The sequence below is a fragment of the Mycolicibacter arupensis genome (genome assembly GCF_002086515.1).
In the GTDB taxonomy this organism is placed as follows: Bacteria; Actinomycetota; Actinomycetes; order Mycobacteriales; family Mycobacteriaceae; genus Mycobacterium; species Mycobacterium arupense.
Map to the genome: position 1 here is coordinate 1 of NZ_MVHH01000036.1, position 16233 is coordinate 16233.

Annotated in this window: 17 protein-coding genes; 7 read left to right on the forward strand and 10 right to left on the reverse strand. The window is 68.1% G+C overall.

Annotation, left to right across the window (positions count from 1 at the left end; translation table 11 throughout):
• Positions 1 to 159: 159 nt before the first annotated feature.
• Positions 160 to 1092 (forward strand): class I SAM-dependent methyltransferase, encoded by a 933-nt coding sequence (locus tag BST15_RS15265; RefSeq protein WP_046191297.1) that lies wholly within the window; start codon positions 160 to 162, stop codon positions 1090 to 1092.
• Between the two features lie 10 nt (positions 1093 to 1102).
• On the opposite strand, the gene BST15_RS15270 is transcribed toward BST15_RS15265, so the two are convergent.
• Both BST15_RS15270 and BST15_RS15275 read right to left on the reverse strand, forming a co-directional pair.
• The gene (locus BST15_RS15270) at positions 1103 to 2020 is read right to left on the reverse strand and encodes an acyl-ACP desaturase (protein WP_046191298.1); all 918 of its coding nucleotides are present in this window, start codon (positions 2018 to 2020) and stop codon (positions 1103 to 1105) included.
• A 195-nt stretch (positions 2021 to 2215) separates the two neighbouring features.
• On the reverse strand, positions 2216 to 3058 hold the full coding sequence (locus BST15_RS15275; RefSeq protein ID WP_046191299.1) for an SDR family oxidoreductase: 843 nt from the start codon (positions 3056 to 3058) through the stop codon (positions 2216 to 2218).
• Positions 3059 to 3118: 60 nt separating this feature from the next.
• Here BST15_RS15275 and BST15_RS15280 point away from each other — a divergent pair, with 60 nt between their 5' ends.
• Positions 3119 to 3859, forward strand: a complete 741-nt coding sequence (locus tag BST15_RS15280; protein WP_046191300.1) for an SDR family NAD(P)-dependent oxidoreductase — start codon at positions 3119 to 3121, stop codon at positions 3857 to 3859.
• Between the two features lie 21 nt (positions 3860 to 3880).
• Entirely contained in the window at positions 3881 to 4420 is a 540-nt protein-coding gene (locus tag BST15_RS15285; protein ID WP_046191301.1) for a pyridoxamine 5'-phosphate oxidase family protein, read from the forward strand.
• Here the strand turns inward: BST15_RS15285 and BST15_RS15290 are convergent, their stop codons facing one another.
• From BST15_RS15290 to BST15_RS15320, 7 genes are all read right to left on the reverse strand, one after another.
• Positions 4421 to 5632, reverse strand: a complete 1212-nt coding sequence (locus BST15_RS15290; protein ID WP_046191302.1) for an acyl-CoA dehydrogenase family protein — start codon at positions 5630 to 5632, stop codon at positions 4421 to 4423.
• A 106-nt stretch (positions 5633 to 5738) separates the two neighbouring features.
• Positions 5739 to 6107 (reverse strand): fluoride efflux transporter CrcB, encoded by a 369-nt coding sequence (crcB, locus tag BST15_RS15295; protein WP_046191303.1) that lies wholly within the window; start codon positions 6105 to 6107, stop codon positions 5739 to 5741.
• Positions 6104 to 6454, reverse strand: a complete 351-nt coding sequence (locus BST15_RS15300; protein WP_046191304.1) for a DUF190 domain-containing protein — start codon at positions 6452 to 6454, stop codon at positions 6104 to 6106. The genes crcB (BST15_RS15295) and BST15_RS15300 overlap by 4 nt, the downstream gene beginning before the upstream one ends.
• Complete coding sequence (gene crcB / locus BST15_RS15305; RefSeq protein WP_198528330.1) at positions 6451 to 6852, reverse strand: fluoride efflux transporter CrcB; 402 nt, start codon at positions 6850 to 6852, stop codon at positions 6451 to 6453. Before crcB (BST15_RS15305) ends, BST15_RS15300 begins: the two co-directional genes overlap by 4 nt.
• Before the next feature lie 13 nt (positions 6853 to 6865).
• Positions 6866 to 7264 (reverse strand): nuclear transport factor 2 family protein, encoded by a 399-nt coding sequence (locus BST15_RS15310; RefSeq protein WP_046191386.1) that lies wholly within the window; start codon positions 7262 to 7264, stop codon positions 6866 to 6868.
• 102 nt (positions 7265 to 7366) lie between these two features.
• Positions 7367 to 7744, reverse strand: coding sequence for a VOC family protein (locus BST15_RS15315; RefSeq protein WP_231384084.1), 378 nt, complete (start codon positions 7742 to 7744; stop codon positions 7367 to 7369).
• 114 nt (positions 7745 to 7858) lie between these two features.
• On the reverse strand, positions 7859 to 8374 hold the full coding sequence (locus BST15_RS15320; protein WP_046191384.1) for a DUF5994 family protein: 516 nt from the start codon (positions 8372 to 8374) through the stop codon (positions 7859 to 7861).
• A 351-nt stretch (positions 8375 to 8725) separates the two neighbouring features.
• On the opposite strand from BST15_RS15320, the gene BST15_RS15325 reads away from it, so the two are divergent.
• The 4 genes from BST15_RS15325 (at position 8726) to BST15_RS15340 (ending at position 11824) form a co-directional block, all read left to right on the forward strand.
• Positions 8726 to 8905 carry a DUF6131 family protein gene (locus BST15_RS15325; RefSeq protein ID WP_024441789.1) on the forward strand — a complete coding sequence of 60 codons (180 nt, stop codon included), beginning with the start codon at positions 8726 to 8728 and terminating at the stop codon, positions 8903 to 8905.
• A gap of 71 nt (positions 8906 to 8976) precedes the next feature.
• Entirely contained in the window at positions 8977 to 10302 is a 1326-nt protein-coding gene (locus tag BST15_RS15330) for a fatty acid desaturase family protein (protein ID WP_046191383.1), read from the forward strand.
• A 2-nt stretch (positions 10303 to 10304) separates the two neighbouring features.
• A complete protein-coding gene (locus BST15_RS15335; protein ID WP_052751528.1) occupies positions 10305 to 11090 on the forward strand; it encodes a GAF and ANTAR domain-containing protein in 786 nt (261 codons plus the stop codon).
• Between the two features lie 146 nt (positions 11091 to 11236).
• On the forward strand, positions 11237 to 11824 hold the full coding sequence (locus BST15_RS15340; protein ID WP_046191382.1) for a hypothetical protein: 588 nt from the start codon (positions 11237 to 11239) through the stop codon (positions 11822 to 11824).
• A 17-nt stretch (positions 11825 to 11841) separates the two neighbouring features.
• Here the strand turns inward: BST15_RS15340 and BST15_RS15345 are convergent, their stop codons facing one another.
• A complete protein-coding gene (locus BST15_RS15345; protein ID WP_083071043.1) occupies positions 11842 to 16164 on the reverse strand; it encodes an HAD-IC family P-type ATPase in 4323 nt (1440 codons plus the stop codon).
• Between the last annotated feature and the right edge of the window lie 69 nt (positions 16165 to 16233).

Below are 16233 nucleotides of genomic sequence, written 5' to 3' on the forward strand. Positions count from 1 at the left end.
CCATCGGAGGCCAACCACCGGTCACCCGACTGACCAACCTCCCTGGACATCACAGCTAGCGACGGCTTCGGGAACGTTCTCCCGCCAGTTTTCGTTATGTAAACTAATTACTTGATAGGCTAAGCAAATCGCCTTGTCCATCCTCCCCAAGGAGCACCCATGGCACGCACCGACAACGACACCTGGGACCTGGCCACCAGCGTGGGAGCCACGGCCACCATGGTCGCCGCCGCCCGAGCGATCGCCACCAGGGCCGACAATCCACTGATCGACGACAGCTTCGCCGAACCGCTGGTGCGGGCCGTCGGCGTCGACTTCCTGACCAAGTGGGCCACGGGCGAACTGGCCAGCACCGACCTCGATGACCCTGAATCCCACTGGAAGCTCGGGCAGATGCCCGACGCCATGGCCGCACGCACCCGATTCTTTGACGCGTTCTTCGCCGAGGCCACCGCCGCCGGAATCCGACAGGCCGTGATCCTGGCCTCGGGTCTGGATGCGCGCGCCTACCGGCTGAGCTGGCCCGCCGGCATGACGGTCTTCGAAATCGACCAGCCGGCGGTACTGGCCTTCAAGACCGCGACGCTGGCCGAGTTGGGGGCAGAGCCGACCGCCGATCGCCGCGAGGTGGCCGTCGACCTGCGCGACGACTGGCCGGCGGCGTTGACCCAGGCGGGTTTCGACAGCACCGCGCCCACCGCATGGATCGCCGAAGGTCTGCTCGGTTACCTTCCACCGGAAGCGCAGGACCGGCTGCTGGACAACATCACCGCGCTCAGCGCCGACGGCAGCCGACTGGCCACCGAGGCGATCCCCAACATCTCGGCGGCGCAGCACGAGCAGGCGCGAGAGATGATGCGCGGGGCCACCGAGAAGTGGCGCGAGCACGGCTTCGACCTGGAGTTCTCCGACCTGGGCTACGAGGGCGCCCGCAACGAGGTCGCGGCCTACCTCGACTCGTTGGACTGGGTCTCCACCAGCAGGACCATGACCGAACTCCTGACGGAGTACGGCCGTCCGACTCCCCCGGCCAGCGCCGACGCGGTGTCGATGGCTGATACCACCTACCACGCATCGATCAAACGGAGCTAGCCGCCGCCGATCAGGCGGAGACGCGCTCGCGCGCCTTGGCCTTCTCTTCGTAGTAGGTGGCCCGCTCGTCGACCATCTTCATGAAGCCGATGACCTGCTCCCGGGCTTCCTCGCCTGCCGCGCCGAAGTCGTTGCGCTCGCTGATCTTCCAGAACCGCAACACCGGCTGGACGACGTCGTCGTGGTGGATGCGCAGGTCGTAGATCCCGGCCTTGGCGATCAGCAGGGCGTTCTCCTGGAAGCCGGGCATACCCATGCCGGGCATCGCGAAGCCGAGCACCTCGTCACGGATCGCACACATGGCCTCGTCCGGGGCGATGTCCAGGGCCGCCTGCATCAGGTTGCGGTAGAACACCATGTGCAGGTTCTCGTCGAGCGCGACGCGCGCCAGCAATTGGTCGGCGATCGGGCAGCCCGACGCCTTACCGGTGTTGCGGTGCGACACCCGGGTGGCCAGCTCCTGGAACGACACGTAGGCCAGCACCTGCAGTGCCGACTTGCCGCCGGCGTCGTAGCCGGCGACGGTGTGCTGCATCCGCATGTTCTCGAGGTTCACCGGGTCGATACCGCGGGTCACGATGAGGTAGTCACGCAGTGCGATGCTGTGGCGGCCCTCCTCGGCGGTCCACTGACCCACCCAGGTACCCCACGCGCCGTCCCGGCTGAAGGTGGTGGCGATCTCGCGGTGATACGACGGCAGGTTGTCCTCGGTCAGCAGGTTGACCAGCAGGGCGGCCTTGGCGACCGGGTCCAGCGGCGAGTCTTCCGGAACCCAGTCCTCGCCGCCGAGGAACGCGAAGTCACGCCCCCTGCTCCACGGCACGTAGTCGTGCGGCAACCACGGCTTGGCGGCCTTGAGATGGCGATTGAGGTTCTGCTCGACTATCGGCTCCAGCTCGTGAAGCAGCGCCGTCTGCACGTTCACCATAGTTTTTCTCCCCCTCCCGGAATCGACAAGCGGGCTGTCGATTGGCCCCCCAGCCGAACCTACGGTGCCGTAGGTTTGCTCCACGGTAAGCACGCACCCCACCGCGTGTCAACCGTTAACTTAGCTGTGAAGGACCATGGAGAAGGCTGCATCCAGGGTCGTGAGGACGGCGGAATTACCGCCGTAGACGCAATCTCAGCTGCGTTCGGCGGCCACCCGCGCCCGTTCTCGCATGGATGCGACCACTCCCCCATCGGCCAGCAGGTCGGTTCCGGTGAGGTAGCCACACTTGTCGCCGGCGCAGAAGGCGAACAGCTCCGCCATCTCCTCGGCGGTGCCCCACCGCGGGATCCGCGCATCGGGCATCATCATGCCGACCCCGGACTTTTCCTCGCGCCGGCCCATCTCGGTGTCGATGTTGCCCGGCGACACCGAGACGATCCGCAGCCCCCGACCGCCGAACCGTTCGGCCTGCGACGCGCAGTACCACTTCACGAAGGCCTTGCTGACGGTGTAGGAGAAGCCCGAACGCGCCTGCTCGGGCGCGTTGTTGCAGTAGGCCGTCATCGCCGACACGAAGGCATCGCCGTCGCGCAGTGCCAGCGGGAACTGGCCCGTCGGGTAGAGCTTGTCGGGCAGCAACTGGGCGGCCATGGAGGCCACGTTGACGATCACCGCCCCTTCCGGCGGGGCGAGGTCATAGAACGCCTCGTTGACCACGACGGTGCCCCACGCGTTGACCCGCATGACGAACTCGGCGTCGCCCATGCTCGGGCTCACCCCGGCGGTGTGGATCACCGACGCCAGCGGTCCCACGCTCGCGGCGGTGTCGAACAGCTCACCGACGGCGTCGCGATCGGTGACGTCGCAGTGGACGATGGTCGCGGTGACGCCGAGTTCGGTGAGCGCCGCGTGCGCCTCATCGAGCCGGTCCTGGCGAACATCGGCCAGCACCACCGCGTGATCGCGGCCGAGAATCTTGGCCGTCGCCAGACCCATACCGCCCGCACCGCCGGTGATCACTGATACTGAAGCCATAACTGGACGGTAGACGGCTGCGCCCCAGTGCCGGTCGATTGGGTGATGCGGAGAGTCGAAATGACCGATCTGTCAGGCAAAGTGGCCTTGGTGACCGGCGCCTCGTCGGGGCTGGGCGCGGCGACAGCACAGCTGTTCGCCCGGCGCGGGGCATCGGTGTTCGGCCTGGCACGCGACGCCGAGCGGCTGGCCACGGTGTTCGCCGACGTACCCGGCGGGCAGTACGCACCCACCGACATCAGCACTGCGGCGGCCTGCGCAGCGGCGGTCGACCAGTGCGTTGCCCAGTTCGGCCGACTCGATGTTCTGGTCAATGTCGCCGGAGCACACCAGATGCGCCACACGTCCGCGGTCACCGACGACGAGTGGGCGCATGACCTCGCGGTCAACCTCAACGGGCCGTTCTTCCTGTGCCGCGCGGCGCTGCCGCATCTGCTGGAGACCGGCGGCAACATCGTCAACGTCGCCTCGATCGCCGGGGTCGAGGGTCAGGCGTACTCGGCGGGCTACTGCGCGGCCAAGCACGGCTTGGTCGGGCTCACCCGCGCGTTGGCCGTGGAGTTCACCGCCGAGAAGCTGCGGGTGAACGCCGTGTGCCCGGGCGGGATGCTGACCCCGCAGGTGACCAACTTCCAGCTTCCCGAGGGCGCTGACGTGAACCTGATCATGCGGGTGGCCTCGCCGCGGGGCTTGAGCGCCCCGAGTGACGTCGCCGAGGTGATCGCCTTTTTGGCCAGCGATGCCGCCGCCGCCGTACACGGGGCGGTGTACATGACCGATAACGGCAAGACGGCCGGGTAGACGGCCACTAGCCTGCCCACCATGGAACCGACTCCCGGCCCCGCGGCGCAACGTCCCGTCCTGCCGGCGGGTTACGGGTTGCCGGATTCGGCAGTGGGCCTATTGAGCTGGTCCGACGTCGAACAGCGACTGACCGCCTCACAGCACTACTGGTTGAGCACGGTGCGCCCGGACGGCACGCCGCACTCCGTGCCGCGGTGGGGGGTGTGGCTGGAAGGCCGGTTCTACTACGACGGCGCACCCACCACGCGTCACGCGCGCAACGCGCAGCACAACCCGGCCTGCACCCTGACACTCGAAAGCGGCACGCAGGTAGTCATTGTCGAGGGAATCTCGGTGGCCACCTCCGCCGACCCCGACGGCCTCGGAGCCCGGTTGGCGATCGCCTTTACGAAGTATCACCCGCAGTACGCTCCCGGCGCCGACTCCTGGGCGGGACCCGATGGCGGTGGGCTGCGCATGATCATTCCCCGCCGGGCGCTGGCCTGGTTCGCGTTCCCCACCGACTGCACCCGCTTCGTGTTCTCCGATGGGGCGCCGCTGGAATCTGACCCGAACTGATCAGCGCAGCGCCAGCCCGGTCAGCGCCCGGGCGATGACCAGCCGCTGAATCTCACTGGTGCCTTCGAAGATGGTGAAGATCTTGGCGTCGCGGTGCATCCGCTCGACCGGGTAGTCACGGGTGTAGCCGTTACCGCCCAGAATCTGGATGGCCTCGTCGGTGACGTAGACCGCGGTCTCGCTGGCGAACAGCTTGGCCATCGAGCCCTCGGCGTTGTCGAAGGCCTTGTTGTTGCGGGCCATCCAGCCGGCCCGCCAGACCATCAGCCGAGCAGCATCGATGCGGCTCTTCATGTCGGCCAGCTTGAAGGAGACCGCCTGAAACTCACCGATCTTGCGGCCGAACTGCTCGCGCTGGCAGGCGTATTCGAGGGCGTACTCGTAGGCGGCGCGGGCCACTCCGACGGCCATAGCGCCGACTGACGGCCGGGTGCGCTCGAAGGTCTTCATGGCGGCCTGGCCGCCGGCCGACGCGCCGGACTTGACCCGGGCGACGCGAGCCTCGAACTTCTCCCGCCCCCCGAGGATCATGTCCTCGGGCAGCCGGACGTTGTCGAGCACGATCTCGGCGGTGTGCGACGCCCGGATGCCGTGCTTCTTGAACTTCTGGCCCTGAGCCAGCCCGGTGGTGCCGGGCGGGATGATGAACGTGGCCTGCCCACGTGAGCCCAATTCGGGATAGACCGAGGCGACCACGATGTGCACGTTGGCGATGCCGCCGTTGGTGGCCCAGGTCTTGGTGCCGTTGAGCACCCATTCGCGGGCCGCTTCGTCATAGCGGGCGCGCGTCCGGATCGCGCCGACATCGGAACCGGCGTCGGGTTCTGAGGAGCAGAAGGCCGCGACTTTGGGGTCATCGGCGGTGCCGAACATCTCGGGCAGCCACAGACCCAGCTGCTCGGGGGTTCCGTTGCCCGCCAACGCCGCTGCGGCAAGTCCGGTTCCCAGGATCGACAGGGCGATCCCGGCGTCGCCCCAGAAGAGTTCCTCGAAGACCGCCAGCATGCCGATTCCGCTGGGTTCGGCCGCCTGGGTGGCGAACAACTCCGGCGAGTACAGGCCGATCTTGGCCGCCTCCTGGATGACCGGCCACGGCGTCTCTTCGCGCTCATCCCATTCGGCGGCGGCGGGGCGCACGACCTCGGCGGCGAACTGGTGCACCCAGTCACGCACCTCGATCACGTCATCGCTGAGCTCTACCGAGAACGACATGGCAACTCCTGAAAAGGATTGGGCGGTCACCCGGGACACTGTCGGGCTCGATTGTGACACCCGGAGCTGGGCGCGGTTGCGCTGCGTCGGCTTACCCCAGGATCGATCAGGCCCACACCGCCTGTGCCACGACATGGCCGGCGTAGAACGCCCCCAGCCCGCAGGTCAGGGTGAGGACCAGATTGGCCAGCGCGTACAGCCGCGCACCGACACTGGCCAACTGCAGCGTTTCGTAGGAGAAAGTCGAGTAAGTGGTCAGCGCCCCGCACAGGCCGGTGCCGATCAACAGGTGCAGCCGCTGATCGCCGACGCTCGCCGCCCCGGCGAGCACCCCCAGCAGCAGGCTGCCCACCACGTTGGCAGTCAGGGTGCCCCACGGGAATGCGGTGTCGTGGCGGGCTTGGACGAAGCGATCGGTCAGATAGCGCAGCGGGGCTCCCACCGCTGCGCCGGCGATGACCAGCAGCCAGGTCACTGGTCGGCGGGGGTGCGTCCGATGTGCCGGACCACCTCGACTTCGTCCACCAGGATCAGCCCCTCGGTGACCAGCTCGTCGAGCTCGGGCAGAAATGCCCGGACGCGCTCAGGGGCATCGACGATGACCACCGAGACCGGCAGGTCCTCCGACATCGACAGCAGGCGGGTGGTGTGGATGGCCGAGGACGCTCCGAAGCCCTCGATACCGCGGAACACCGACGCGCCGGCCAGGCCGGCCCGCCGCGCTCGGTGCACGATCTCGCTGAACACCGGCTTGTGGTGCCAGGTGTCGCTCTCGCCGAGAAATACCGTCAGGCGCAGGGCGCGTCCGGTGAGCTGGTTCATGCGATCCTCCTGATGATCAGACGACGGGCGAGGGACGCGGCGGTCCAGGTCGCGATCAGCGCCGCGACCGGTGTGCTGAGCAGATAGAGCAGCGCCCGGGCGAGCTGGCCGGCGGCGATCAGGGTGTCGACGTCGCCGGCGAAGGTGGAGAACGTGGTGTAGCCGCCGAGCACACCGGTGCCCAACAGGGGGCGCAACAGCCGATGCCCGACCCACACTTCGGTGATCGCCACCATGAGCACCCCCATCAGTGCACAGCCGGTGACGTTGGTGATCAAAGTGGCCCAAGGGAATCCGTCGGCCGGGGTGGGCAGGGCCAACGCGACGGCGTAGCGCGCGCAGGCGCCGATGGCGCCGCCGACCGCGACGGCCGCGACTACTGGCGCCTGATCACGCACCGCCGAGCCCCGCTCAACCGCCGTGCGCGGCGGCCTCACGGGTGATCTGGTCGAACTGCGCCGCCATGGCCTCGGCCAGCGCGGTGGCCGCCGACAGCGGCCGCACCATCACCACGAAGTCGTCGATCTTGCCGTCGTCGTCGGTATGCAGGAAGTCGCATCCAGTGATCCGCTTGCCGTCGACCGACGCCTCGAAGATCAGGGCGTGGTCGCGTCCCGACGCGTCGGTGATCTCGCGGACGTAGTGGAAGTCGGAGAAAACGCGCATCACCGCGCGCAGGATCGCCGCGGTGATCGGCTTGCCCGGGTAGGGCTTGAACGCCACCGGGGAGGTGAACACGACATCGTCGGACAGCAGCTCCTCGATGGCCGCGGCATCGCGGGCCTCCACAGCTTGCCGGAATGGGTGCACCGGAACACCTCCACTGGTCAACATGTTGCAAAGTCCTACGGTAGACCCAGGGACTGTCCGATGCTGCGGGTTCCTTGCCGCGGCGGGATCCACCGAGGCCTATCACCGGAATCGTCGGTCGATGACCTCACGCGGAAGCTGGTGCGGAGTCGGGTAGGTGACCAGGACCCGAATACCATCTGGATCGCCACCGTCGACGAAACTGATATCACCCAAGGTGTTCGAGTACACACTCGGATCGTGGACGCGCATGCGTTGTTCAATCTGCTTCAGCTCCGCCTCGCTGCCGACAGACCAGATGATCTGCTCGACACCGACGCCGGTGATGCCACCAGCCCTGGACGCCTCGTGCGTGCGCAGATAGATCTCGAAGCCGTCCGGCGTCAGGAGAAGTGCCGCATCCCTCTCACGAATGGCGACATCGCACTGGAACACCTCACAGTAGAACTTCACCGAGCGGTCCAGATGCGATACCCGCATCAAACACGAGGCAACCCTCGCCGTACTCATCGGTGTCCTCTCCGGGATCAGTTCATCCCGCTAAGAAATCGGCGGGATTGATCGGTTGCCGGGGGTCGGACGACGCCAGGGTCGTCATGTTCCCCCTTCCGATTCCCAGCGATCAAGAGCGGTGGCCGCCAGATTGCGTCGTTCCCGTTCGCGTGGGCTGGCCGTCAGCAGATCACTCACCGAGACAGCGCCTTTCGACTGCGCCGCGGACATCATGGCGTCATGTGCATCGCTCGGGCCGGTGCGCGTGGGAACCACCATCAAAGTGAGACGGTCACCATCGAGCCCGAGAATTTCAATCGTGTCGATCGGCTGGATCCGGTATCCATCCAACCGTACCGGCCGCCCGTCGATGACGAGTTTCTTTGGCGCACTATCCCATTCGCTCAGGTTGTACAAGACCCGGCTTATGCGACCCAATCGAACGGACAGCACAGCCAGCAGGTCGGGAAGCTCCACGACCAGATCCTCGGTATGTGGCCACCATGCCCCGTCGACGTATCCGCTCGGGGACGCTTTGCGCTTCAACCGTAACCGGGGCGTGTGCAGCGGTGACGCGGAGTTGTCAGGGCTTCTACGTGTTGTCTGCTGTCGCGTCATGACGACGCTCCCATCTCAGCCCTAGCGGCCAAATTTCCCGGCGATGACAGGACTTGAAAACACCGCCTGTACGAAGGACCGCCGCTGCCAACAACCCTACGCCGGTTCGGCCCCAGCGCCCGAAAGCACTGCGCAGCACCTTGGCCAATGGGGGCCGCGGGCGTCCACCGGCCGGCCCGAAAAGGAGTAGTGTTGCGGGTGTTGAGCCCCTCAGCCGGTGCAGAAGCGAGTTCGGCTGTACGCCGCCGAATTCGATGAACTTTCATTCGGGCCGCACACTCCGACGTCTAAGCCGCACATTCCGACGTCTGTGCGACGCTCACAACCCCTAACCAGAAATCGGGAAGCACCATGATCACCCTCGGGATCATTCTCATTGTCCTTGGGCTCCTTTTGCCGGCTTTGGTCCCCACCTTTGCCTACGCCCATCTCTGCGTAGTCATTGGCGTCATCCTTCTGGTCGTCGGGCTGCTCTTGGCCCTGATGGGACGGCTGGGCCACGCGGTCGGCGGGCGCAGTCACTACTACTGATCCGCCCTATACCCACGAGGTATTCAGCGACTGTCCGCTCGACCGGCCGCAGGCCAACGAAAGGGAAACATGTGGCGATCGATGAGATTTCGGCCTTCGCTCACCTGACAGACGCCGACATCGACTCGTTGGCCGATGACCTGGACGCCATCCGGCTGCACATCGAAGGTTGCCTTGGCGAGCGCGATGCGCGCTACATCCGCCGTGCCATCGCCGCCCAACGCACCCTCGAAATGGTCGGCCGGCTTATGTTGGCCGCTGATTCGAGGCGGCTGGCCTGGTGGGCGGGAACGCTGACCGTCGCTGCTGCCAAGATCATCGAGAACATGGAAATCGGGCACAACGTCATGCACGGCCAGTGGAATTGGATGAATGACCCCGAGATCCACTCCTCGACGTGGGAGTGGGACATGGCCGGAGTGTCGAAGCACTGGCAGTTCGACCACAACCTTCGCCACCACAAGTACACGAACATCGTCGGTATGGACGACGACGTCGGCTACAGCACTTTGCGGGTCACTCGCGACCAGCCTTGGCATCCGAGCAACATCGGGAACCCGCTGTACAACGTCATCCTGGCGCTCGGGTTCGAGTGGGGAATCGGCTTGCAACCCATCGAATTCGGAAACATCGCCAAGGGCGGCGCAGAGCGCAGGAACGCTCTCGGCAAGGCGGGCCGGTTCGCGGTGAAGGCCGGCAAGCAGGTGTTCAAAGACTACGCGGCGTTCCCCGCACTCACCGCACTGTCACCGAGGGCTACCTACCTATCGACTGTGAAGGCCAATCTGTTGGCCAACGTGATCCGGAATGTCTGGGCAAACGCAGTGATCTTCTGCGGGCATTTTCCCGATGGCGCTGAGAAATTCAGCAAGTCCGACATGCTGGGCGAATCCCGGGGTCAGTGGTATCTGCGTCAGCTGCTGGGCAGCGCCAACTTCGACGCCGGTCCGGCGATGCGGTTTATGAGCGGCCACCTATGCCACCAAATCGAACATCACCTCTACCCCGACCTGCCGAGCAATCGGTTACACCAGATCTCGGCGCGGGTGCGCCAGATCTGCGAACACTACGACCTGCCCTACACCACGGGTTCGTTCCTGACTCAGTACGGCAAGACGTGGCGCACCATCGCCAAGCTGTCGCTGCCGGATCGCTACCTGCGCGATCTCGCCGACGACGCCCCCGAGACGCGCAGCGAGCGAATGTTCGCCGTACTGGCCACCGACTTCGTCGACATCGACCCGGCGACCGGGCGCCACCGCGGGCTCAAGACAGCGATCGCGGCGGTGCACCGCCGTCGACGTGCCTCCGCGAGTAAGACGAGACATGGATTACTCCGACACGCGGCACTAGCATGTCAACGTGCGTTCCCCGCGATTCGGCAGATGACGGGGTAGTCGTGACCGACAAGCCCGCCCCTGGTAACGAGCTGGATTCGACTGCAGAAGGCGTCGACACGGACGTCGATGACCTGCGATCCGGTCTGGCCGATCTCGCTAATCTGGTAGCCGATTCGCTCGGACTTGAGGAGCTCCTGGCCCGAGTGGCCACCTACGCGGTGCAGGCCATTCCCGCCGCGGACGGCGCAGGGCTGACGTTGCTGCGTAGTGACAACCGGGTCGAGGTTCTGGCCGCCAGCGCCCCCTTCGTGCAGCAGATCGATGAGATCCAATACGTCGAGGTCAACGAGGGGCCCTGCATCACCGCGGCGTTGGAGCGACGCACCGTGCGGTCCGGGTCCTTGGGCGGCGAGAAGCTCTGGCCGCGCTTTGGCCCGCGGGTGGGACGTCTCGGCGTGCACAGCGTGTTGTCGCTACCGCTGCTGCTGCCCGGCCAGGTGGTCGGGGCCATCAACGTCTATGCGCACCGCAAGGATGCCTTCACCGAACGCGCCGCCGAACTCGGCGAACTGTTCGCCGTTCCCGCCGCCGTCGCGGTGCACAACGCGCACGTGCTGACCCAAGCCCGGGCGCTGACCACGCAGCTGCAGACAGCACTGTCCACCCGTCCGGTCATCGACCAGGCCATCGGTATTCTGCGTGCCCGTTCCGGAGGAACCGCCGAAGATGCGTTCGACCGGCTGCGCCGGATCAGCCAGGCCGAGAACGTCAAACTTGCGGTGGTCGCACGAAGCATCGTCGACGAAGCGGTGCGCCGCGCGCACGCCCGCCGCACCGCGCCATAACCCCGCGTAGCGTTAGGTATAGGCACTGTTAGACCCCGATCCCTGATCCGTGGTCAGATATTGCGCCCGGGCAGTCGCGACCTGCGGCACTCGGCTTAGGACGAAAAGAGCGGCGTTCGGGGCGTCAATGGGGAGCTCTACCCCTTGTGGACATCACCGCGGCGCTGGCTGCCGATCTCGCGGCCCTGACCGAAATCCTGGACGACCCCGACTTCGACCTCACCGACACGCTGCGCCAGTTGGCGGGCAACACCAAACTCGCGGTGGGGTCGTATCTGGGTCTGACGGTGATGATCACTGCCTCCGGTCGTCAATCCAGCTTCACCGTGCTCGAATCGGGGACCGAGCTCGGCGACATCGTCACCTCGATGCGCTTACCGATGACTCGGGCGGTTTCCGACGCCATCGCAGGGCCGTTTGCGGTGCTGATCCTCTACGCCGGCAACCCAGGCGCTTTCGTCGACCTGGCCGCCGACCTTGCCTGGCTGACCGGCCTCGCCTTGACTGAGTTCGTGCTGGATCAGCACCGCGTACCGCCCCAGCCTTCACCCGGCGGGCTCGCAGCAGCCTCGCTGATCGATCAGGCGATCGGAGTGTTGATCGCCGGCGGCTACACCCTCGAACATGCCCACCGCGAGCTGGATGCCCGGGCCCGGCGACTGGGCGTGGGCCGCAACGGCAGCGCGAACGACATCCTTGGCGAGTTGAACCAGCCGGTCTCCGAAGACGATTGAACCACCGTAGGGGGCCGTCAGCCGGCCGAAGACCCCTCCAGCTGTGCCGAATGGCGTTTGAAGCCCGCGCCGGCCGCGGTGCGGCGCTGCCGGCCGTCGGCAATCCCGCTCAGCGCTTGCACGGTGGCCAACGGCCCGGACCCGGTATCGGTACGGCTCGGCGTCGACTCCCGCCGGCCGGCCGGCAGCACGTGCGGGGCCGCGGCGATCGCCAGGACTGCGGCGCCGGTGGCGCCCAGGGCCTGCGACCAGCCCAGCGGTCCCACCGGTACGCATCCCAGGAGCTGGCTGATCCCGGGCAGGCTGATCATGGCCGCGAACGCCGCGAATGAGCCTGCGGCGGTGAGCAACACCAACGGCGCGTGCGAGTCGACCAGGGTCTGGGCGAGCTCGGTGGTGACCAGCGTGATCAACGCGACCGTGGCGGCGCGCTGACGCCGTCCAGTCAGTGCCGCCATCCCCCATGCGGCACTGGCCGCGGCACCGGTGATCGCACCGCGGACGGCGACGGCGCGCATCAACCTGCGCTCGTCGATGCCGTGCACCACCCGATGCGAGGCGCCGGCGGGCGTACTGACGGCGACCGCGGTAGCCGGCAGCGCGTCGGTCAGCATGTTCATCAGCAGCAGCTGGCGGTTGTTCAGCGGCGAGGTACCCGACAGCGCGGTACCGACGACGCCGAAGATCACCTCGCCGACGTTTCCGCCGAGCAGACCTGTCACCGCCAATTGGACTCCGCGCCACAATCGCTGGCCCTCGTCGATGGCATCGGTCAGGGCGCCGATGCGCCCGTCGGTCAACACGATGTCGGCGGTGAGGTGCGCCGAGTCGCTGCCCCGCGCGACCACGCCGAGGCCGACGCTGGCAGCCCGGATCGCGGCGGCATCGTTGGCGCCGTCGCCGACCATCGCGCAGACCCGACCGCTGCGTTCGAGGGTCTGCACCACCTGCACCTTGTTCTCCGGGGACATCCGGGCGAAGATCACCCGCTGCGCCGCCGCCCGTTCCTGCTCCTTGCGCGACAGCGCATTCCACTGGGCTCCGGTGATGACCTGATCGGCGGTGACGGGCACGCCCAGTTCCGCGGCGATCGCGGTGGCGGTGACGGGGTGATCGCCGGTGATCAGCCGGATCCCGATCCCGCGCTCCGCCAGGTCAGCAAGCAATTGGGGCGCCTCGGCGCGGGGGGTGTCGGAGATGCCGAGGAATCCGACCAGTGTCAGACCGGCCTGGCACAGCCCGGCGAGGGCGTCCGGGTCGCCTGTCAGCGATTTCACCTGGGTGGCAGTGAGCCGGCGCCGCGCCACCGCGATCACCCGCAGGCCGCCGGCCGCCAGCTCGCTCACCGGCGCGTCACTGTCGGGGCCCAGTCCGGTGCAGGCGGCCAGCACCACTTCGGGCGCACCCTTGATCATCAGGTCGGCGCCCACCACCGACGCGGAGAACGCTCGGCCGGAGCGGAACGGCAGGTGGGCGTCCGGGGTGATCCACAGCGGTTCCCCACCATCGGAAATTCCGGCGGCCGCTTCGGTGACGGCCTGGTCGGTGGCGTGCGTATGGGGGTCACCCTCGGGAGCCGGCGCGGCGTTGGCGGCGCACCGCAGCACGTCGTCATGGGCGTGGCCGGCCACCGGATGGACGCGGGTGACCCGCAGCCGGTTCTCGCTCAGCGTTCCGGTCTTGTCGAAGCAGACCACCTCGACCCGGCCCAGCGCCTCCACGGAGCGGGGAATGCGCACCAGCGCACCGGAATCGGTCAGCCGTTGGGCGGAGGCGTGTTGGGCCAGGGTGGCCATCAGCGGCATGCCCTCGGGCACCGCGGCCACTGCAACGGCAATCGCGTTGCCCAGGGCCAGGCGCAGTCCGCCGCCGCGCAGCATCCCCAGCAGTCCCACCATCAGGCCGCCGCCGGCGCTGGCCGGGAAGGCCCGGCTCATCAGCTGACTGAGCTGGTGCTGCAGGCCGACCACCGGAAGATCACCGGCGGCCAGCTCGGCGGCGCGGCGGGCCTGGGTGTCGGCGCCGACGGCGGTGACGACGGCCAGCGCGGTGCCGGCGACGACCGTCGTTCCGGCGTAGAGCATGCAGCGCCGGTCGGCGAGTTCGGCGCCGGGTGTCGCAGCGGTGTGCTTGTCCACCGATAGGGACTCGCCGGTCAGTGAGGATTCGTCGACCTCGAGATCGGTGGCCTCGATCAGCCGCGCATCGGCGGGCACCACCTCGTTGCTGCGCACTTCGATCACGGTCCCGGGGATCAGCCGGTCAGCAACGATCTCGGCATAGGTGTGGGTGCCCGGCTCGACGATGCGCGCCGGTGGTGTCTGTTGAGCCAGCAGCCGGTTCAGCCGGTTCTCGGCCTGCAACTGTTGGGCCGCGGCCAGCATGCAGTTGCCGATCAACACCGTGCTGACCATCAGCGCGTCCACCGGCGACCCCAGCATCGCGGTTGCCGCCGAGCTCAGCGCCAGAACCGGCATCAGCGGATCCGAGAGTTCGGCGCGCACCGCTTTCACGAACTGCCAGGCCATGTGCGGCGGCGCGACGTCGAGTTCGGCGGCCGCACCGGCCAGGTCGGGTTCCGGCAGGATCGCACGGACCTCGTCGAGCGACATCGCATGCCATTGATAGGCCGGTGCCGGTCGCGGCGCCGGAGTGCGCGCCACCCCGCGTGCCAGCAGGTAGCCCGAGAGCAATCCGGTGGCCGCCCCGGCGGTGACCGGGCCGGGGCCAAGCCCGCCCCGCACGCCGGGAACCATCAGCAGGGCGCCAAGCGTCGAGGCCCCGGTGGACAACGCGATACCGCGCTGGGCAGCCGCGCGCGCCGCCGGTAGCGCGTGCAGCACCCGCCACGCCCCGGTCAGGTCGGCCAGCAGCAGGTCCGCTTCCCACGGCGGGGCGATCGCCGCGTCTGCAGGCACGATTCCCAGGGCCACGTCCGCGCAGGCCAGTGCCCGCGCCCCCCGTGATGTCAGCACCGCCACGGTGCGGCCGGCGGCCTGACGCGCCGTCAGCGCGGCGGCCAGCGCCGCATCGAGGTGGTCGTCGTCGGCGCTGTGGCCGACCGGCTCCAGTTCGTCGAATGCCGGGCGCAGTTCACCCAGGGCTTCGACATCCAGGGTGACCAACTCCGCGCCGGAGGCCCGCGCCTCGGCCAGCACCGCCGAGGCCAGCGGATCGCGGGTGTCTGCGGTGCACAGCAGCCGCGGGTCGATGAGGACGGCGTCGACGCGATCGAGTCGGCGCAGGCCTTCCGGGCGCAACGGCAACGCCGCGTGCTGCTCGACCAAGGACCGGCTCAGGGTGGCCGCGAACGCTTCCGTCGTGGTGCGCATGGCCTTGGGACCGGCGACCACGGCGGCGGTGGCCGCCGTGGTGACGTTGCGGGTGAGCGCTCCCACCAGGCCGGCTCCGAACAACTGCACGTAGCCGGCCCGCCTGCCGTGTCGGTCGACCGCGCCCTCCGGCAGGGGCACCGGCCGCGTCGGCACGTGGACCTGTTCGTGGTCGGCGTGCCGGGCCAGGTGGGGTTCGTGGCGCGTCCAGGCCCGGGCCGCGGCCTGGGCTTCGGCGGCTTTGACGCCCTGCAGCGCCAGGTCTACCGCCAGGGTCGCCGGCGACAAGGTGGCGATCCTGGCTCCGGTCGAGATCAGCGACAGCACCGTGTCGGCGGGGCCCCGGCCGATCCGCCCGGCAAGCTGACTGCGCAGCCAGGGCTGGTAGTTCGCCAGCGCGGCGACGGCGTCGACGGTGATCGGTGCCTGCGGCAGTCGCAGCGCGCGGCCGGCCACCGCGATGGCCAGCCCCGCGGCGTTGACGCCCACCATGACGCCGCGGGCCATCAGCAACAGCCCGTCGCCGGGCAGCACGGTGGCGGGCTCGGAACCGGTAGGCGCCGCGGCTTCGGCACACCGGCGGTGGTCGCGCTCGACCCGAGCGATCAGGCGGCACAGGTCATTCAGTGAGGCCGGCTCGCCCTCGTCGGCGAGTTCCACCACGACCCGCGACAACGGAAGATTCAGCCGCACCGACGCCACGCCGGGATCGGCCAGGAGCGCGTCGAGTACCTGCTGCCCGAGCGCGGGAGTTTCGGTCAAGCCACGCACCTCGATCCAGGCGCGGTCCTCGCCACGCCAGCACCTGCGGGTCAGCGTCGCCGACGTGGATTCACCCGACAACACCCGGCCGGCTTCGCGCAGCGGCAGCGCGGCGACCTGCAGTCCGGCCGCGGCGATAGCTCCCATCGCCGCGGTGGTGGCCGACGCTCCGCGCGCCGTCGCCCCCGCCAGGGCGGAGGCCGCTCGGATTCCCAACGTGGCAGGGCGCAGTAGCGAGGTCGGCATCAATTCGGCAGAACCAATCATGTGTCTGGCGGGGCGGTGGTGGCGCGCGGGCGGCGTCGCGCCGCACGA

Bases quoted from the DNA above. Each gene is read 5' to 3' on its own strand.
- BST15_RS15265 (WP_046191297.1), top strand. From the start codon at position 160: ATGGCACGCACCGACAACGACACCTGGGACCTGGCCACCAGCGTGGGA.
- BST15_RS15270 (WP_046191298.1), bottom strand. From the start codon at position 2,020: ATGGTGAACGTGCAGACGGCGCTGCTTCACGAGCTGGAGCCGATAGTC.
- BST15_RS15275 (WP_046191299.1), bottom strand. From the start codon at position 3,058: ATGGCTTCAGTATCAGTGATCACCGGCGGTGCGGGCGGTATGGGTCTG.
- BST15_RS15280 (WP_046191300.1), top strand. From the start codon at position 3,119: ATGACCGATCTGTCAGGCAAAGTGGCCTTGGTGACCGGCGCCTCGTCG.
- BST15_RS15285 (WP_046191301.1), top strand. From the start codon at position 3,881: ATGGAACCGACTCCCGGCCCCGCGGCGCAACGTCCCGTCCTGCCGGCG.
- BST15_RS15290 (WP_046191302.1), bottom strand. From the start codon at position 5,632: ATGTCGTTCTCGGTAGAGCTCAGCGATGACGTGATCGAGGTGCGTGAC.
- BST15_RS15300 (WP_046191304.1), bottom strand. From the start codon at position 6,454: ATGAACCAGCTCACCGGACGCGCCCTGCGCCTGACGGTATTTCTCGGC.
- BST15_RS15315 (WP_231384084.1), bottom strand. From the start codon at position 7,744: ATGCGGGTATCGCATCTGGACCGCTCGGTGAAGTTCTACTGTGAGGTG.
- BST15_RS15320 (WP_046191384.1), bottom strand. From the start codon at position 8,374: ATGACGCGACAGCAGACAACACGTAGAAGCCCTGACAACTCCGCGTCA.
- BST15_RS15325 (WP_024441789.1), top strand. From the start codon at position 8,726: ATGATCACCCTCGGGATCATTCTCATTGTCCTTGGGCTCCTTTTGCCG.
- BST15_RS15345 (WP_083071043.1), bottom strand. From the start codon at position 16,164: ATGCCGACCTCGCTACTGCGCCCTGCCACGTTGGGAATCCGAGCGGCC.